14 protein-coding genes are annotated in these 17,634 nt (G+C 67.0%); 6 read left to right on the top strand and 8 right to left on the bottom strand.

Annotation, left to right across the window (positions count from 1 at the left end; all coding sequences use genetic code 11):
- Positions 1-59 precede the first annotated feature (59 nt).
- Both AC4BAR_RS05830 and AC4BAR_RS05825 read left to right on the top strand, forming a co-directional pair.
- Positions 60-1,739, top strand: a complete 1,680-nt coding sequence (locus AC4BAR_RS05830) for a phosphoethanolamine transferase (protein ID WP_490626860.1) — start codon at positions 60-62, stop codon at positions 1,737-1,739.
- 239 nt (positions 1,740-1,978) lie between these two features.
- Positions 1,979-3,100 carry a choice-of-anchor P family protein gene (locus tag AC4BAR_RS05825; protein WP_490626859.1) on the top strand — a complete coding sequence of 374 codons (1,122 nt, stop codon included), beginning with the start codon at positions 1,979-1,981 and terminating at the stop codon, positions 3,098-3,100.
- 68 nt (positions 3,101-3,168) lie between these two features.
- Here the strand turns inward: AC4BAR_RS05825 and AC4BAR_RS05820 are convergent, their stop codons facing one another.
- From AC4BAR_RS05820 to AC4BAR_RS05785, 8 genes are all read right to left on the bottom strand, one after another.
- Positions 3,169-4,251, bottom strand: coding sequence for a PA0069 family radical SAM protein (locus AC4BAR_RS05820; RefSeq protein WP_490626858.1), 1,083 nt, complete (start codon positions 4,249-4,251; stop codon positions 3,169-3,171).
- Between the two features lie 111 nt (positions 4,252-4,362).
- Positions 4,363-5,328: an NAD(P)H-dependent flavin oxidoreductase gene (locus AC4BAR_RS05815; RefSeq protein ID WP_490626857.1), complete on the bottom strand. Its 966-nt coding sequence runs from the start codon at positions 5,326-5,328 to the stop codon at positions 4,363-4,365.
- Between the two features lie 136 nt (positions 5,329-5,464).
- On the bottom strand, positions 5,465-7,255 hold the full coding sequence (locus AC4BAR_RS05810) for an acyl-CoA dehydrogenase (RefSeq protein WP_490626856.1): 1,791 nt from the start codon (positions 7,253-7,255) through the stop codon (positions 5,465-5,467).
- 60 nt (positions 7,256-7,315) lie between these two features.
- Positions 7,316-8,248: an electron transfer flavoprotein subunit alpha/FixB family protein gene (locus AC4BAR_RS05805; RefSeq protein ID WP_490626855.1), complete on the bottom strand. Its 933-nt coding sequence runs from the start codon at positions 8,246-8,248 to the stop codon at positions 7,316-7,318.
- 12 nt (positions 8,249-8,260) lie between these two features.
- Positions 8,261-9,010 carry an electron transfer flavoprotein subunit beta/FixA family protein gene (locus tag AC4BAR_RS05800; protein ID WP_490626854.1) on the bottom strand — a complete coding sequence of 250 codons (750 nt, stop codon included), beginning with the start codon at positions 9,008-9,010 and terminating at the stop codon, positions 8,261-8,263.
- Positions 9,011-9,198: 188 nt separating this feature from the next.
- A complete protein-coding gene (locus tag AC4BAR_RS05795) occupies positions 9,199-10,497 on the bottom strand; it encodes a mechanosensitive ion channel family protein (RefSeq protein WP_490626853.1) in 1,299 nt (432 codons plus the stop codon).
- A complete protein-coding gene (locus tag AC4BAR_RS05790; protein ID WP_490626852.1) occupies positions 10,490-11,302 on the bottom strand; it encodes an enoyl-CoA hydratase in 813 nt (270 codons plus the stop codon). The genes AC4BAR_RS05795 and AC4BAR_RS05790 overlap by 8 nt, the downstream gene beginning before the upstream one ends.
- A gap of 18 nt (positions 11,303-11,320) precedes the next feature.
- On the bottom strand, positions 11,321-12,274 hold the full coding sequence (locus AC4BAR_RS05785; RefSeq protein ID WP_490626851.1) for a histone deacetylase family protein: 954 nt from the start codon (positions 12,272-12,274) through the stop codon (positions 11,321-11,323).
- Positions 12,275-12,304: 30 nt separating this feature from the next.
- Here AC4BAR_RS05785 and AC4BAR_RS05780 point away from each other — a divergent pair, with 30 nt between their 5' ends.
- Genes AC4BAR_RS05780 through mltB form a run of 4 tightly spaced genes read left to right on the top strand, consistent with a single transcriptional unit; the run spans position 12,305 to position 17,577 of the window.
- The gene (locus AC4BAR_RS05780; RefSeq protein ID WP_490626850.1) at positions 12,305-13,249 is read left to right on the top strand and encodes an AAA family ATPase; all 945 of its coding nucleotides are present in this window, start codon (positions 12,305-12,307) and stop codon (positions 13,247-13,249) included.
- Positions 13,250-13,252: 3 nt separating this feature from the next.
- Entirely contained in the window at positions 13,253-14,296 is a 1,044-nt protein-coding gene (locus tag AC4BAR_RS05775; RefSeq protein WP_490626849.1) for a DUF58 domain-containing protein, read from the top strand.
- 3 nt (positions 14,297-14,299) lie between these two features.
- A complete protein-coding gene (locus AC4BAR_RS05770; protein WP_490626848.1) occupies positions 14,300-16,333 on the top strand; it encodes a transglutaminase TgpA family protein in 2,034 nt (677 codons plus the stop codon).
- Complete coding sequence (gene mltB, locus AC4BAR_RS05765) at positions 16,333-17,577, top strand: lytic murein transglycosylase B (RefSeq protein WP_490626847.1); 1,245 nt, start codon at positions 16,333-16,335, stop codon at positions 17,575-17,577. The genes AC4BAR_RS05770 and mltB overlap by 1 nt, the downstream gene beginning before the upstream one ends.
- Positions 17,578-17,634 lie beyond the last annotated feature (57 nt).

Genomic DNA, 17,634 nt, shown 5'->3' with positions numbered 1-17,634 from the left:
GCTGGCACTCGCGCGGCGGCCCAATCCGCCCTTTTGAACCGTTTTCACCAGGAAATCCTTTGCCCGCAACCCGCTCTACCTCCTCGTCGGCTCTGATGGCATCGGACGGCTTGTCGTCGCACTGGGCCACGCTGCTGGTCAGCCTGTGGCTGGCCACGGTGGGCAATGTCGCGCTGTGGCAGCAGCTGCTGGACCTGCCCGATCTGGCCAACCCGAGTGGCCTGCTGTTCGCGCTGGCCCTGGGGGTCATCATTGCCGGAGCCACCTGCGCCCTGCTGACGCTCCTGGCCTGGCGTTGGACCTTCAAGCCCGCGGCGGTGCTGTTCCTGATGTCGGCCGCCTCCGGCGCCCATTTCATGATGGCCTACCGGGTGGTGATCGACCCGACCATGATGGTCAACGTGATGCAGACCCAGGCCCGCGAAGTGAACGAGTTGCTGAGCGCGCGCTTTTTCATCACCCTCGCTCTGCTGGGTGTGCTGCCGTCGATCTGGGTCTGGCGGCGGCCGATGCAGTTCCAGTCGGCCGGTCGGCAGGTGCTGCGCAATGGCTTGCAGCTGTTGCTGTCGCTGGCGGTGGTGGTGCTGGCGCTGGTGCTGAGCTTTCAGAGCTTTGCCTCCAACATGCGCAACCACACCCAGTTGCGCTACCTGATCAACCCGCTGAACTCGTTTTATGCCTTGGGCCACATTGCCACCGCCCCGCTGCGGCTGAACACCCGCGAATTGCGACCGATTGGCCAGGATGCCAAGCTGGGCCCTCGCTTCGCCCCCCAGGCCAAGCCGCCGCTGCTGGTGCTGGTGCTGGGCGAAACCGGTCGCCGCGGCAACTTCTCCCTCAATGGTTATGGCCGTCCCACCACGCCGCTGCTGGAAAAACAGAACGTGGTGAGCCAGCGCAACGCGGTGTCCTGTGGCACCAACACCGCGGCCTCGGTGCCCTGTATGTTCTCGCACCTGGGCAAAGAAGGTTTCGAGTCACGCAAACAAAATTACGAGAACCTGCTCGACGTGTTGCAGCACGCAGGCCTGGCCGTGCTGTGGCTGGACAACCAGACCGGCTGCAAAGGCGTGTGCGACCGCACGCCCAACGCCAACACCGTGGCCTTGAATGTGCCAGGGCTGTGCGCCGGCGGCGAATGTTTTGACGAGGTGATGCTGCACGAACTGGACCAACGTCTGGCGGCCCTGGACCCGGCCCGGCGCGCCCGCGGCACCGTGCTGGTGCTGCACCAGATGGGCAGCCATGGACCGGCCTACTACCGGCGCTCGCCGGCGGCGCTGAAGCGCTTCCTGCCGGAATGCACCAGCAACAACCTGCAGGACTGCAGCCCGGAGGCCTTGCTCAACGCCTACGACAACACCATTGCCTACACCGACCATTTCCTCAATGCCACCCTGACCTGGCTGAAGGCCCAGGAGCGCTGGGCAGCACCGGCCATGCTGTACGTGGCCGACCATGGCGAGTCACTGGGCGAGAACAACCTCTACCTGCACGGCCTGCCCTATGCGATTGCCCCGGCGGTGCAGAAAGAGGTGCCCTGGATCACCTGGCTGTCGCCCAGCTTTGAGGCCCAGCGTGGCCTGCGCACCAGCTGCCTGCAGCAGCAGCGGGATGTGCCGCTGAGCCACGACAACTACTTCCACTCGGTGCTGGGTCTGCTCGACCTGTCCACCACCCTGTACCAGCCGCCGCTGGACCTCTACGCACGCTGCAGCCAGCCTGGCAGCGCCCGCTGAGCACCGCAGCGCCCCACCCCGGGGCCGGGCGCTGGGACCGCCAAACCACGGTCCTGCGCGCTCCACCAAACGAATGAAAAGCCATTACTCACGGGTTAACCCGTGAGAAAAATGGCATTTCGAGTACTAAATTGGTACTCGTAACAAGCTGAAACAGCTTGCGATGCGGCGAGCGCGGCGCCGATTCGGAAACACCGCAGCACAGTGATGTGAACGGACAACCCGAAGGAGAAAGCACGATGACTGCCAAGACCTGGAAACAATTTGCCGCGCTGGCGCTTGCTGTGGCGGCGCTGGGCACCTCACCGCTCAACTGGGCGGGCGGCCCCAAAGGCGGAGGCAGTTCCACCGGCGGCACCGCCACCCCCACCGACAACACCTATGCCGGACGCGCCACCGCCCTGACGGCCTCGGTGACCACCTCTTTGCTGGGGCTGACCGCCACAGTCAACGTCACCACCGGCGACACCGGCGAGCTGGATGCCACCACCGGGGGCATGCGGGACAGCAGCTTCATCAACTTGGTCAACGGCTCACTGGGGCTGGACCTGGCCGTGCTGAGCGGGGTGACGGTGGGCTCGGGCAACACCACCGATTCGTCGGCCTCCACTGCCGGCCTGACCCTCAACCTGGCCGGGCTGAGGGTGTCCGCTGGGGTGTTGCAAGCCGGTGCTGTGGCGCAGTGCAACAACGGCAACGCGGCCTACTCGGCCTCGGCCAACGTGGCCGACCTGGTGGTTCAGGGCAATGCGGTCGTCGTGACCGGTGCCCCCAACCAGACCATCACCGTGAACAACCTCGCTACCATCATCGTCAATGAGCAGTACCAGGCCAACGGCCGCCAGGTGGTCAACGCGCTGCACATCAAGGTGGAGGGCTCGCTGGCCGGAACCACCCGCGCCGACATCGTGGTCTCGCGTGCCGAGGCGGGCATTTCCTGCGGCACCACCACCGTGCCCAACTGCCCGGTGACCGATTTCATGACCGGCGGCGGTTACATCAACCTGCCCAGCGGGGCCAAAGGCACCTTTGGCTTCGTCGGTGGCAAGAAGGCCAACGGCCTGCAAGGCCACCTGCAGTATGTGGACCACAGCAGCACCGGCCCCGACATCGCTGGCAGTGCGGTGGTCAGCTACTCGGGCACCGGAACGGCCCGCAACATCGGCTACAACTGCACGGTGAACGGCAGCGCCAGTGCCTGCAGCATCAACGTGGCCGACAACGGTGAGCCCGGCAAGAACGTGGACACCTTCACCATCGGCGCCGGCAGCTACACCGCCACCGGCCCCACCATCGCCCAGGGCAACCTCCAACTGCACAAGCCCAGTTGCCCAACCACCAGCGGTGGCAAGAAGCGCTGACGGCTTTTCCTCCGCTCCCATAAAAAGCGCGCTCCAGGGCGCGCTTTTTTCTGGTACCCGCCAGGGGGCTAGAACAGGCTGGCCTGGCCGCGCAGAAGTGCCGGCTGGAACTGGCTGCTGTCCAGCGCCAGGCGCTCGCGGTTCAGGCCAAACCGGGCACAGGCCTTGGTGAAGCGCTGCTGCAGCAGATCGGCCCAGACCCCTTCGCCTTTCATGCGGCTGCCAAAACGTGGGTCGTTGTCTTTGCCCCCGCGCAGGTCGGCGATGCGGGCCATGACCCGCGCCGCGCGGTCGGGGTGGTGCTGTTGCAGCCACGCACGGAACACCGGCGCCACCTCCCAGGGCAGGCGGACCACGGTGTAGAAGGCCCGACAGGCGCCGGCCTCGGCGGCAGCGGCCAGCACCTGCTCCATGTCGGTGTTGATGAAGGGAATTTGTGGCGCCAGGCTCACACCCACCGGAATGCCGGCCTGGGCCAGCGTGCGGATGGTGCGCAAACGCCGGTGGGGCGCGGCGGCGCGTGGCTCCAGCGTGCGGGCCAGCGTGGCGTCCAGCGTGCCCAGGCTGACCACCACCGTGACCAGTTGGCGCTGCGCCATGTCCGCCAGGATGTCGATGTCACGCTCCACCCCGCTGCCCTTGGTGACGATGCCCAAGGGGTGGTGGCAGCGTTGCAGCACCTGCAGCACCGCACGGGTGATGCCCAGCGCGCGCTCGGCGGGCTGGTAAGCGTCGGTGGCCGTGCCAATGGCGATGGCGCTCGGCCGGTAGGAAGGGGCTTGCAGCTCCTCGGCCAGCAGGGCCGCCAGGTTGTGTTTGGCGATGATGCGGGTTTCGAAATCCAGCCCCGGCGACAGGTTCAGGTAGCTGTGGGTGGGCCGGGCGTAGCAATAGCTGCAGCCATGCTCGCAACCGCGGTAGGGGTTGAGGCCATGGGTGAAGTACAAGTCAGGTGAATCGTTGTGGCTGAGCGCGCTTTTGGCGTCTTCCAAGGTCACCGTGGTGGCCGGTGGCAGCGCGGTCGCGTCGCCGTCGTCTGCGGGCCAGCCGTCGTCAAAGGCCTCGCGCTGTGCCACCGCAAAGCGGTGGGCCAACCGGGTGGCGCTGCCACGGCCTTTGAGTGGAACGATCGGCCTCGGAATACTGTTCATTTAAACAGTATATGACGGGCTGCCGGCGTTGCCAAGCCAGGGCACCCGACCGCCCGCGCCCATGAAAAACGCGCCCGAAGGCGCGTTGGCAGAATGGGTCGTGCCGCGGCCTCAGGCCATGGCGGGCTGCAACAGCCTGGCCTTGGCGGCCTCGTACTCGCGCCGCAGCTGGGCCACGTACTCGCCAGCACCCTGCACCTGCGTGACCGCGCCAATGCCCTGGCCGCAGCCCCAGATCTCCTTCCAGGCCTTGGGCTTGTCGCCACCGAAGTTCATGGTGCTGGGGTCGCTGACCGGCAGGTTGTCCGGGTCCATGCCGGCGGCGCGGATGCTGGGCGCCAGGTAGTTGCCATGCACGCCGGTGAACAAATTGCTGTAAACGATGTCGTCGCTGTTGCCGTCCACAATCGCCTGCTTGTAGCCCTCGACCGCGCGGGCCTCTGTGGTGGCGATGAAGGCCGAGCCGATGTAGGCGAAGTCGGCGCCCATGGCCTGGGCCGCCAGCACCGCACCGCCGGTGGAGATTGCGCCGCTCAGCGCCACCGGGCCGTCAAACCACTGGCGGATTTCCTGAATCAGCGCAAACGGGCTTTTCACGCCGGCGTGGCCACCAGCTCCAGCAGCCACCGCAATCAGGCCGTCGGCGCCCTTCTCGATGGCCTTGCGGGCAAACTTGTTGTTGATGATGTCGTGCAACACCACCGCGCCGCTGGCATGGGCGGCGGCGTTGATGTCCTCGCGCGCCCCCAGCGAGGTGATGTAGATCGGCACCTTGTACTTGATGCAGACCTCCATGTCGTGCTCCAGCCGGTCGTTGGACTTGTGCACGATCTGGTTGATGGCAAAAGGCGCGGCCGGCCGGTCGGGGTTGGCCTTGTTGTAGGCCGCCAGCGTCTCGGTGATCTCGGCCAGCCAGTCTTCCAGCTGCGCGGCCGGGCGGGCGTTGAGCGCCGGCATGGAACCGACGATGCCGGCCTGGCACTGGGCAATCACCAGCTTGGGGTTGCTGATGATGAACAGCGGCGAGCCGATCACCGGCAGCGCGAGGTTCTGCAGCACAGGGGGGAGTTTGGACATCAAGGTCTCCAGTGGCCGGGCTGCTTCAGACCATGCTGGCCTGGGCCCGGCGTCTTTTCCACAACGCCTGCGCCGCTTGGGGCGCACGCAAAAATCAGCCTGAGAACGGGCCGCGGCGCACCGCGGCCCGGCCGGGTCAGAACGCTTCCAGCGCCAGTTCGGTCACGCTGTCCGCCCCTTCGACGATGCTGTCGCGCACACCCGGGGCCTTGCTCAGGATGTGGTCGGCGTAGAAGCGGGCGGTGGTGATCTTGGCCTTCATGAACTCGGCGTCGTTGCCAGCGGCCAGTTCGTCTTCGGCGACCAGCAGCGAGCGGGCCAGCTGCCAGCCGGCGATCAGGTTGCCGGCCAGCATCAAATACGGCACGCTGCCGGCAAACACCGCGTTGGGCGAGGCCTTGGTGTTGCCGGCCACGAAATCCACCACGTCGAGGAAGGCCTCACGGGCGGCTTTCAGGCGCTTGTGCACCGCCTGCGCGGCGGCGCTGCTGCGGCTGGCCAGGGCGGCTTCGGTCTTGGCGATCTGGGCGGCAATGGCCTTGGCGGTCTGGCCACCGTCGCGGGCGGTTTTGCGGCCCACCAGGTCGTTGGCCTGAATGGCGGTGGTGCCTTCGTAGATGGTCAGGATCTTGGCGTCGCGGTAGTACTGGGCCGCACCGGTTTCTTCGATGAAACCCATGCCGCCATGGACCTGTACGCCCAGCGAGGTGACTTCCAGGCTCATCTCGGTGCTGTAGCCCTTGATCAGCGGCACCAGGAATTCATAGAAGGCCTGGTTTTGCTTGCGCACGTCCGCATCGGGGTGGGCATGGGCGGCGTCATAGGCGGCGGCGCCCGTGATGGCCATCGCGCGGCAGCCTTCGGTGTAGGCGCGCATGGTCATCAGCATGCGGCGCACGTCCGGGTGGTGAATGATGGGGCCGGCGCCTGGCAGCGAGCCGTCCACCGGCCGGCTCTGAATGCGGTCACGGGCGTACTGCGTGGCCTTTTGGTAGGCCCGGTCGGCCACCGCAATGCCTTGCACGCCGACGCCGTAGCGGGCGGCGTTCATCATGATGAACATGTACTCCAGGCCGCGGTTTTCCTGGCCCACCAGGTAGCCGACAGCACCACCATGGTCGCCGTACTGCAGCACCGCGGTGGGCGAGGCCTTGATGCCCATCTTGTGCTCGATGCTGACGCAGTGCACGTCGTTGCGGGCCCCCAGCGAACCGTCGCCATTGACCAGGAACTTGGGCACCACAAACAGGCTGATGCCCTTGACGCCTTCGGGTGCGCCAGTCACCCGGGCCAGCACCAGATGAACGATGTTCTCGGCCATGTCGTGTTCACCGTAGGTGATGTAGATCTTGGTACCAAACACCTTGTAGGTGCCATCGGGCTGGGGCTCGGCACGGCTGCGCACGGCCGCCAGGTCGGAGCCAGCCTGCGGCTCGGTCAAATTCATCGTGCCGGTCCACTTGCCGGTGATCAGGTTTTCCAGATAGGTGGCCTTGAGCTCGTCGGAGCCGGCGGTGATCAGGGCCTCGATGGCACCGTCGGTCAGCAGCGGGCACAGCGCGAAGCTCAGGTTGGCCGCGTTGAGGATTTCACCGCAAGGGCCGCCAATGGTCTTGGGCAGGCCCTGGCCGCCAAAGTCCACCGGGTGCTGCAGGCCTTGCCAGCCGCCTTCGGCGAACTGGCGATAGGCCGAGGCGAAACCGGCGGTGGTGGTGACCACGCCGTCCTTGCAGCTGGACGGGTTCTTGTCGCCTTCCCAGTTGAGCGGGGCCACCACGCCTTCGTTGAACTTGGCGCATTCCTCCAGCACCGCCTGGGCGGTGTCGAAGCCGGCGTCTTCAAAGCCGGGAATCTGGGCCACCTGGTCGATGTCGGCCAGGTGCTTGATGGCGAACAGCATGTCCTTGACGGGGGCGGTGTAGCTCATGGGTGTCTCCAAAAACAGATACAAAAAGGGCGTCCACAAGGACGCCCGAATGGTCAGGGGTTACAGGGCGTTGATCAGCTCAGGCACGGCGGTGAACAGGTCGGCCTCGAGGCCGTAGTCGGCCACCGAGAAGATCGGGGCCTCGGGGTCCTTGTTGATGGCCACGATGACCTTGCTGTCCTTCATGCCGGCCAGATGCTGGATGGCACCGCTGATGCCGCAGGCCACGTACAGCTGCGGGGCGACGATCTTGCCGGTCTGGCCCACCTGCCAGTCGTTGGGGGCGTAGCCTGCGTCCACCGCGGCGCGGCTGGCACCGAGTGCCGCACCCAGCTTGTCGGCCAGCGGGGTCATGACTTCGTTGAACTTCTCGGCGCTGCCCAGGGCCCGGCCACCGGAGACGATGATCTTGGCGGCGGTGAGTTCGGGGCGGTCGCTCTTGGCGATCTCGCTGCCCACAAACACCGAGCGGCCGTTGTCGACGGTGGCAGCCACCACTTCCACCGCGGCTGCGCCACCGCTGGCTGCGGCAGGGTCAAAGCCGGTGGTGCGCACGGTGATGACCTTGGTGGCGTCGCTGCTTTGCACGGTGGCAATGGCGTTGCCGGCGTAGATGGGGCGCTCGAAGGTGTCGGGGCTGTCGACCTTGGTGATGTCGCTGATCTGGGCCACGTCCAACTTGGCAGCCACCCGGGGGGCGACGTTCTTGCCCGAGGCGGTGGCGGGGAACAGGATGTGGCTGTAGCTGGCGGCAATGGCCAGCACCTGGGCGGCGACGTTTTCTGACAGGCCATGTTCCAGGCCGGGGGCGTCGGCGTGCAGCACCTTGGCCACACCGGCGATCTGGGCGGCGGCCGCGGCAGCGGCGCCGGCATTGGCACCGGCCACCAGCACATGGACCTCACCGCCGCAGGCGATGGCGGCGGTCACGGTGTTGAGGGTGGCGCCCTTGATGCTGGCGTTGTCGTGTTCGGCAATAACGAGTGCGGTCATTTTGTCGGTTCCTCAGATGACTTTGGCTTCGGTCTTCAGCTTGGCCACCAGGGTGGCGACGTCGGGCACCTTGATGCCGGCGCTGCGCTTCGGGGGCTCGTTGACCTTGAGGGTCTTCAGCCGGGGCGAGACGTCCACACCCAGGTCTTCGGGCTTGAGGGTCTCGAGCGGCTTTTTCTTGGCCTTCATGATGTTGGGCAGCGTGACGTAACGCGGCTCGTTCAGGCGCAGGTCGGTGGTGATGACGGCGGGCAGCGTGATAAACAGGGTTTCCAGACCGCCGTCGACTTCGCGGGTGACGCTGGCTTTGCCGTCGGCCACTTCGACCTTGCTGGCGAAGGTGGCCTGGGGCAGCTCGGCCAGGGCGGCGAGCATCTGGCCGGTCTGGTTGCAGTCGTCGTCGATGGCTTGTTTGCCCAGGATGACCAGGCCGGGTTGCTCTTTGTCGACCAGGGCTTTGAGCAGCTTGGCCACGGCCAGGGGTTGCAGTTCTTCAGCGGTTTCAACCAGGATGCCGCGGTCGGCGCCGATGGCCATGGCGGTGCGCAGGGTTTCCTGGCACTGGGCCACGCCGCAGGAGACGGCGATGACTTCGGTCACCACACCCTTTTCTTTGAGGCGCACGGCTTCTTCCACAGCAATCTCGTCAAACGGGTTCATGCTCATCTTCACGTTGGCGATGTCCACCCCCGTGTTGTCCGATTTGACGCGGACTTTGACGTTGTAGTCCACCACACGCTTGACTGCGACCAAGACCTTCATTGCTGAGTCTCCATTGGGTAATTGAAACGATGCTTACTGCAGGCTGTCATTGTATTCGTCGTCAAAAGGCGTCTTGACGACAATTCAGAGGGTTTCCACGAGGGAAAGTGGAAAATAGAACGACCGTGCTTTTATTGATTATAAGCCGATAAATGCACCATGCGCCAGACACGCCATTCCAAGCGGTTTCATGGCCCTGCGGCCGCAGTGGCGACGGTCTTGGCGATGCCGTCGTCCGGCAAGGGCATGCCGTCGGACCGCACATGCACCACCCGCTGCGGAAACGGGATGTCGATGCCGGCCGCACGCAGGCCGGCGAGGATGCGGATGTGCAGGTCGGAGCGAACACCCAACTGCCCGTTCTGCGGATCGGCAATCCAGAAGGCCAGCGTGAACTCCAGCCCATCGGCGCCAAAGGCGCTCAGCAGTGCGGCCGGCGCCGGGTCTTTCAGCACCCGGGGTGAAGCGGCGGCGGCGTCGCACAGAATGGCCTGCACCTGGGCCACCTCGGCGTCGTAGGCCACCGAGACGGTGGTGGTCAGCAACACCCGCGGGTCGGCCAGCGACAGGTTCTCCACCCGCTCGCTGATCAGCTTCTCGTTGGGCACGATGGCCTCGCGGCCACCGGCCGAGCGGATCAGCGTGTAGCGGGTGGTGATGTCGGTGACCACGCCCTCAAAGCCGTCGACCTTGACGGAGTCACCGATGCGCAGCGAACGCTCCAGCAGGATCACAAAACCGCTGACGTAGTTGGCCGCCAGCTTCTGCAGGCCAAAACCCAGGCCCACACCGATGGCACCGCCCAGCACCGACAGCGCGGTCAGGTCCACCCCCACCGCCGACAAGGCCACCAGGATGCCGATCAGCAACAGCACCGCCCGGGTGACGTTGCCGGCAATCTTGCGCAGCGACAAATCGGTCACATGGGCGTACAGCACCCGGCGTTCGATGGTGGCCGACACCCACAGCGTCAGCACCAGCACCAGGCCACTGGACAGCAGCCCCTCGACCAGGGTGCGCAAAGAAACCTTGGTCTTGCCAAAGGCCAGCGTGATGCCCTCCATCTCGGTCAGTACCGCAGGCATCAAACCCAGAATCCACAGAATCGCCGCGATCCAGGCCACCCAGGACACAAAGCGCTCCACCAACCGGATGCCCCCAGACAGGGGGAACACCGCACGCAGCACCAGGGCACAAAGGCGAATGGCCGCCAGAGACAAAAACACCGGCACGGCCAGCCGCAACACCGTGCCATGCTGGTGCTGGGCCACCGCCACCCGGGCCGCGTAAATCAGGCCCAGCGCCGCCACCGGAAAGAACACCCCGTTCAAGGTGTTGGTGCCGAACCAGACCGAGTCCTTCTGGAAATTGCGGCCCAAACCCCAGCTGACCAGCCAGGCCACCGCCAGGCAGCCGGCCAGCACCGCCAGTTCCAGCCAGACCTGGGGCGAGCCCAGGTCGCTCAACAACGCGCGCAACTCATCCATGGTCGGTGGGCATGCGCCAGTTGGGTACGCGCTTTTCGGTGAAGGCCAGCACACCTTCGCGGGCGGTCGGGTCCACCATGTTGACGGCCATGGTCTGTGCGGCCAACTGGTAGGCCGCTTCCATGCCCAGCTCACGCTGCTGGTAGAACAGCGCCTTGCCCATGGCCACCGCGACCCGGGGTTTGTCCAGGATGCTGGTCACCAGCGCCTCGACCGCCGCGTCCAGACCATCGGCCGGCACCACCCGGTTCACCAGGCCGTGCTGCAAGGCCTGCTCGGCGCTGATGAAATCGCCGGTCAGCAGCATTTCCATCGCCTGCTTGGTGCCCACATTGCGGCTCAGCGGCACGCTGGGCGTGGCACAGAACAGGCCGTAGTGAATGCCGCTGGTGGCAAAGCGCACGTCTTGCGCGGCCACCGCCAGATCGCACTGGGCCACCAGCTGACAACCGGCGGCGGTGGCCAGGCCCTGGACCCGGGCGATCACCGGCACCGGCAGCTTGTGCAGGCTCAGCATGAACTTGCCGCAGCGGGCGAACAGCGACTGGTAATAGGCCAGGGCCTGGTCTTCGGGCTGGGCGATCATTTCCTTCAGGTTGTGGCCCGGGCAAAAGGCCTTGCCTTCGGCGGCCAGCACCACCACCCGCAGCGTGGGGTCGGCGGCGGCGCCGTCCAACGCCGCCTGTAACGCGGCCAGCATGTCTTCGCCCAGGGCGTTGAAGTTCTGCGGCCTGGCCAGGGTGAGGGTCAGCACACCGCGGGCATCGCGCTCGGCGCGCACCGGTGAGTCGGGGGAGGTGTTCATGGGGCGCTCGTTCATGGTTCAGACCGCGGCCAGCACACGCAAATGGGCTTCCACGCTGCGGCCCAGGGCACTGAGGTTGTAGCCGCCTTCCAGGCTGCTGACGATGCGGCCCTGGGCATGGCGGTCGGCCACGTCTTTGACACGCTGGGTGATCCAGGCGTAGTCCTGCTCCACCAAGCCCAGCTGGCCCAGGTCGTCCTCTCGGTGGGCGTCGAAGCCGGCGCTGATGAAAATCATCTCGGGCTTGAAAGCCTCCAGCCGCGGCATCCAGCCAACATCGATGATCTCGCGAATGTCCATGCCCCGGGTGTAGGCCGGCACCGGCAGGTTGACCAGGTTGGGCGCGGTGGAGCGGTCGCCACAGTGCGGGTAGAAGGGGTGCTGGAAAAAGCTCACCATCAGGATGCGCTCGTCACCGGCCACGATGTCCTCGGTGCCGTTGCCATGGTGGACATCAAAGTCCACGATGGCCACCCGCTTCAGGCCATGGCGCTCCAGCGCGTACTTCGCGGCCACCGCCACGTTGTTGAAAAAGCAGAAGCCCATCGCGTGGTCATGGCAGGCATGGTGGCCGGGCGGACGCACCGCGCAAAAGGCGTTTTCCAGCTCACCGGCGATCACCGCGTCGGTGGCCGCGATGGTGGCCCCGGCGGCGCGCAAGGCCGCGCGCCAGGTGTGGGCATTCATCGCGGTGTCGGGGTCGATGTAAGAAAGCGCCGGCCCGCCGGACTGCTGGTCTTCACTCAGCTGGTCGCTCAGGCCGCGCAGCGCCGCGATGTGCATGCGGGTGTGGGCCAGTTCCAGGTCGGCCAGTGGCGCGTCCGGGGCTTCGCGCCGCTCCAGCGCGTCACCCACACCACAGACCAGCAAGCGGTCTTCGATGGCGTGCAGCCGGGCCGGGCATTCGGGGTGGCCCTCGCCCATGTCGTGTTTGAGGCAGTCGCTGTGCGTGAAGTAACCCGTCGGTCCCATGTTGAAAATGTTTTCAGTTATCGTCCTGCCATGAACACCCAGTCGACCCCGAACCTTGACGCCCAGCCGAGGCTCGCGGCCCTGTTGAATCAGCTTAACACGGTGATTGTGGGCAAGCCCACCCAGGTGCGCGACTGTGTGGCCTGCCTGCTGGCAGGGGGGCATCTGCTGATCGAGGACGTGCCCGGCGTGGGCAAAACCACCCTCGCCCACGCGCTGGCCCGCAGCTTCGGCCTGCAGTTCTCGCGGGTTCAGTTCACCGCCGACCTGATGCCCAGCGACCTGTCGGGTGTCTCCATCTACGAGCGGGGCAAAGAGGCCTTTGTGTTCCATCCCGGCCCGCTGTTCGCCCAGGTGCTGCTGGCCGACGAGATCAACCGCGCCAGCCCCAAGACCCAGAGCGCCCTGCTGGAGGCCATGGAGGAAAAACAGGTCACGGTGGAAGGCGCGACCCGGCCGCTGCCCCAGCCTTTCTTTGTCATCGCCACCCAGAACCCGCACGACCAGTTGGGCACCTTTGCGCTGCCCGAGTCCCAGCTCGACCGCTTTCTGATGCGCATCTCCATCGGCTACCCCGACCGGGCGTCCGAACGGCTGCTGCTGCAGCGGCAAGACCACCGCGAGATGGCCGACCAGCTGCCCGCGGTGCTGTCGCTGATTGAACTGCATGCCTTGCAGCAGCAGGTGCTGGCCATCCACGCCGCCGAGCCGCTGATCCACTACGTGCAAGACCTGATGGCCGCCACCCGCTCGGGCCGCTGGTTTGTGCAAGGCCTGAGCCCGCGTGCCGGCATTGCGGTGCTGCGCGCCGCCAAGGCCCAGGCGCTGCTGAGCGGCCGCGACTATGTGGCCCCCGACGACGTGCAGGCCATCCTGCCGCAGACCGTGGCGCACCGCCTCATTCCGGTGGGCGACGCCGGCCGGGGCGCGGTGGAGCAGGTGCGCGCGATGATCGACGCCGTTCCTTTGCCATAGCCCATGGCTGCGAAGTCGCTCGATTCTGCGAGCCCCGGTTTCGCCGCCGGGCCGGCCCAGGGCGAAACGCGCCCCGCCGGGGAGCGCGAAGGCTTCGTCCAGCGGCGCTTCACCCGCTGGTGGCAGTCCCGGCTGCCACTGTCAGACCGCCTCACGCTGACCCAGCGCAACGTCTACATCCTGCCCACCCGGCCCGGCTTCATGCTGGCCGCCACGCTGGGGGTGTTGCTGGTGGCGTCCATCAACTACCAGCTCAACCTGGGCTATCTGCTGACCTTCATGCTGGCCGGCAGCGCGGTGGTGGGCATGCATGTCTGCCATGGCACCTTGCGTGGCCTCAGCCTGTCGCTGTCGCCGCCCGAACCCACCTTTGCCGGCAGCGCCGCGCCGGTGACGGTGCAATTGCACAACCCCCAGCGCGCGGTGCGGCACGCCATCGGCTTCAGCGTGCTGGGCGCCGACCACTGGACCTGGACCGACGTGCCAGCCCAGGGCCAGGCCACGCTGCAGGTGGCCTGCGCCGCGCCGCGCCGCGGTCGGCACCGGCTGCCCACGCTGACCGCGGAAACCCGGTTTCCGTTGGGCACCTTCCGGGTCTGGACGGTCTGGCGGCCGGCCGCGCAGCTGCTGGTCTACCCGCAGGCCGAGCTGCGACCACCGCCCCTGCCCCCCGGCGAGCCGCGCGGCGGCACCGCGGGTGGGGCCCGCACCAGCGCCAGCGGCGAATTCGACGGTGTGCGGGCCTACCGGCGCGGTGACCCCATGAAGCTGGTGGTCTGGAAAAAAGCCGCCAAGACGCCCGAGGGTGGCAACAACGCCCTGGTCAGCCGCGACAGCCAGCAGGCCCAGCGCCACGAGCTGTGGCTGGACTGGCAGCAGACCGGCTTGCACAACCCCGAACAGCGGCTGTCCCGGCTATGCGCCTGGGTGCTGATGGCCGACCGCCTGGGTCTGGACTACGGCCTGCGGCTGCAGGCCACCGCCATCCCCCCGTCCAGCGGCGAGGCCCACAAGCGGCGCTGCCTGGAAACCCTCGCGCTGGCCTGAGCCATGGCCCTGACCCTCCCACCCTGGTTGCGCAACCTGCCCCGGGACAGCCGCGACACCCTGTTCCTGCTGGCCGTGGTGGCCTGGGTGGTGCTGCCCCAGGTGCGCAACCTGCCGCTGTGGTGCACGCTGCTGGCAGCCAGTGTGCTGCTGTGGCGCGGCTTTCTGGCACTGACCGCCCGGCCGCTGCCCAGCAAGTGGTGGCTGCTGGTGGTGCTGGGGGTGACCATCGCCGCCACGCTGGCCACCCACCAGACCCTGCTGGGCCGCGACGCCGGTGTCACCCTCACCGTGGTGCTGCTGGCCTTGAAAACCCTGGAACTGCGCGCCCGGCGCGACGCCTTTGTGGTGTTCTTCCTGGGCTTTTTCTGCATGCTCACCAATTTCTTCTTTTCGCAGTCGCTGCTCACCGCGGCCGCCATGCTGCTGGGCCTGCTGGGCCTGCTGACGGCGCTGGTCAATGCCCACATGGTGGTGGGCAAACCCTCGCTGTGGCAGGCGGCCCGCACCGCCGGCTGGATGGTGCTGCTGGGCGCACCCATCATGGCGGTGATGTTTGTGCTGTTTCCCCGCATGGCGCCGCTGTGGGGCATTCCCAGCGACGGCCTGAGCGGGCGCAGCGGGCTGTCGTCCAGCATGGTGGTGGGCAACATCGCCCAGCTGGTGCTCGACGACGGCATTGCGATGCGCATCAAGTTCGACGGCACCCCGCCCGCACAACCCGAGCTGTATTTCCGTGGTCCGGTGCTGTCGGGCTTCGACGGCCGCGAATGGCGGCCGCTGCCGTCCGACGCCCTGCTGGGCCGCCGCGCCGCACCCGCCACATTGCAGGTGAGCGGTGCACCGGTGGGCTACGAGGTGACGCTGGAGCCCAACAACCGGCCCTGGGTGTTTGTGCTGGAAGCCACGCCCCAGGCCCCGGTGGTGCCGGGGCACGAGTTGCGCATGACCGGCGACCTGCAATGGCTGACCGACCGGCCGGTGACCGACCTGGTGCGCTACCGTGCCCAGAGTTACCCCAGCTTCCGCCACGGCCCGCGCCAGATGAACCTGCGCCTGCAGGACGACATCGAGCTGCCGGCCGGTTTCAACCCGCGCACGCTGGCGCTGGCCGCCCAGATGCGGCGCGACCCGGCGCTGGCCAACGCCAGCCACGACCAGCTGGCCCAGGCGGTGCTGGACCGGCTGCGCAGCGGCGGCTATGTCTACACGCTGGAGCCCGGGGTGGCAGGCCAGCACAGTGCCGACGAGTTCTGGTTCGACACCAAGGCCGGCTTTTGCGAACACATCGCCTCGGCCTTTGTGGTGTTGATGCGGGCGCTGGACGTGCCGGCCCGCGTCGTCACCGGCTACCAGGGCGGCGAACGCAACGGGGTGGACGGTTTTTGGACGGTGCGCCAGAGCGACGCCCATGCCTGGACCGAAATCTGGGTGGCCGAGCGCGGCTGGGTGCGGGTCGACCCCACCGCTGCCGTGGCCCCCAGCCGGGTGGGGGCCCTGCAGCGGCTGCAGTTGCCACGCGGCGTGATCGCCTCGGCCTTTGGCACGGCGCTGGGCACGCTGAGCCCGGGCCTGTTGGGCCAGCTGCGGGCCGGCTGGGAGGCGCTGAACAACGGCTGGAACCAGTGGGTGCTCAACTACACCCAGGGCCGTCAGTTCGGCCTGCTGAAAAACCTGGGCTTCGACACCCCGAGCTGGCAAGACCTGAGCTACCTGCTGATTGGTGTGATCGTCGTGGTCAGCCTGGCCGGCGCGCTGTGGGCCTGGTGGGAGCGTGGCCAGCACGATCCCTGGCTGCGTCTGCTCGAACACACCCGGCAAAAGCTGCGTCGCCGGGGGCTGGACCTGCCCCCCGCCAGCCCGCCGCGCCAGATGGCCGAGGCCGCGCTGCGGCGGTTCGGGCCGGCAGCCCAGCCGCTGCACGACTGGCTGCTGGCCCTGGAATCACAACGCTATGCACCGCACCCCCTGGCCCGGCTGGGTACACTGCGGCGCGACTTCCACCAATTGCGCTGGCCCGCCGAGGGCCGCCCCTGATGACCTCTTTCTTCTCCCCTTCCCTGCTGCACACGCTGGCCCTGGCCACCGCGCTGACCCTGCCCTTGGCCGCTCAGGCCACGTCCAGCCCGCCCCCCACCGCCAAAAACAGCCAGAAAGCCAAGGCCAAAACTAAGGCCAAAGAAAAAGCCAAGGCCCCGTCCACCAGAAAAGACAAGGCACTGAAAAAGAAAACCGCTGACCGCGCCACCCCCAAGCCACCCGTGGCCGGCCCGGCCTACAGCACCCGCATGGACGCGATGCAGTTCGCCGACGACCTGGCCGAGCGCCGCAACCTCGACCGGACCTGGGTGCGCGAGGCGATTGGTCAGGCCAATTACCTGCCCATCGTGCCCAAGCTGATGACCCCGGCACCCAGCGGCACGCCCAAGAACTGGCAGGTCTACCGCAGCCGCTTCATCGACCGCTTTCGCACCGCCGCCGGGGTGGCCTTCTGGCAGGCCAACCAGGCCAGCCTGGAGCGCGCCGAGCGCGAGTACGGCGTGCCGGCCGAGGTCATTGTGGGCATCGTGGGCGTGGAAACCATTTACGGCCAGCAGACCGGCAATTTCCGCGTCATGGACACCCTGACCACACTGGCCTTTGACTTCCCGCCCGAGCACCCCCGGGCGGCCGAACGCGCGGCCTATTTCCGCGGCGAGCTGGAACAGTTTCTGAGCCTGTGCAACCGCAGCAACGTGGACCCGCTGGCGCCCAAGGGCAGCTACGCCGGCGCCATGGGCTGGCCGCAGTTCATGCCGTCGAGCTGGAACCGCCACGCGGTCGATTTCGACGGCGACGGCAAGGTCGATCTGTTCAACAGCCCGGCCGACGTGATCGGCTCGGTGGCCGGCTATTTCCGCGCCCATGGCTGGGAACCCGGCCTGCCCACCCATTTCAGTGTGGGCTTTGGCGACAAGCCCGACATGGACGCCCTGCTGGCGCCCGACATCCTGCCCAGCTTCAGCGTGGCCCGCTTCAGCGCCAAGGGCGCGGTGCTGTCGGGCCCGGCGCTGGACTTCAAGGGCCAGCTGGCCTTGGTCGAGCTGCAGAACGGCGGCGAGCCGCCCAGCTACGTGGCCGGCACCCAGAACTTCTACGCCATCACCCGCTACAACCAGAGCAGCTATTACGCGATGGCGGTGATCGAACTGGGCCAGGAGGTGAAGGCCGCGCTGGCCCGGGCCAATGAAGCCCAGGCCCCGCGTTCGCCAGATGCTGCGCCGGCGCCGCCCACCCGCTGAACCTGGCCGCTACCAAAGCTGTAGCGCAAAAGCACCATTTCTCGGCGCACCGGGGCT

This window comes from Rhodoferax sp. SPJ4 (assembly GCF_058216275.1).
Note: the sequence above shows the minus strand (reverse complement) of the source record. Positions and strands in the feature narration are given on the sequence as shown.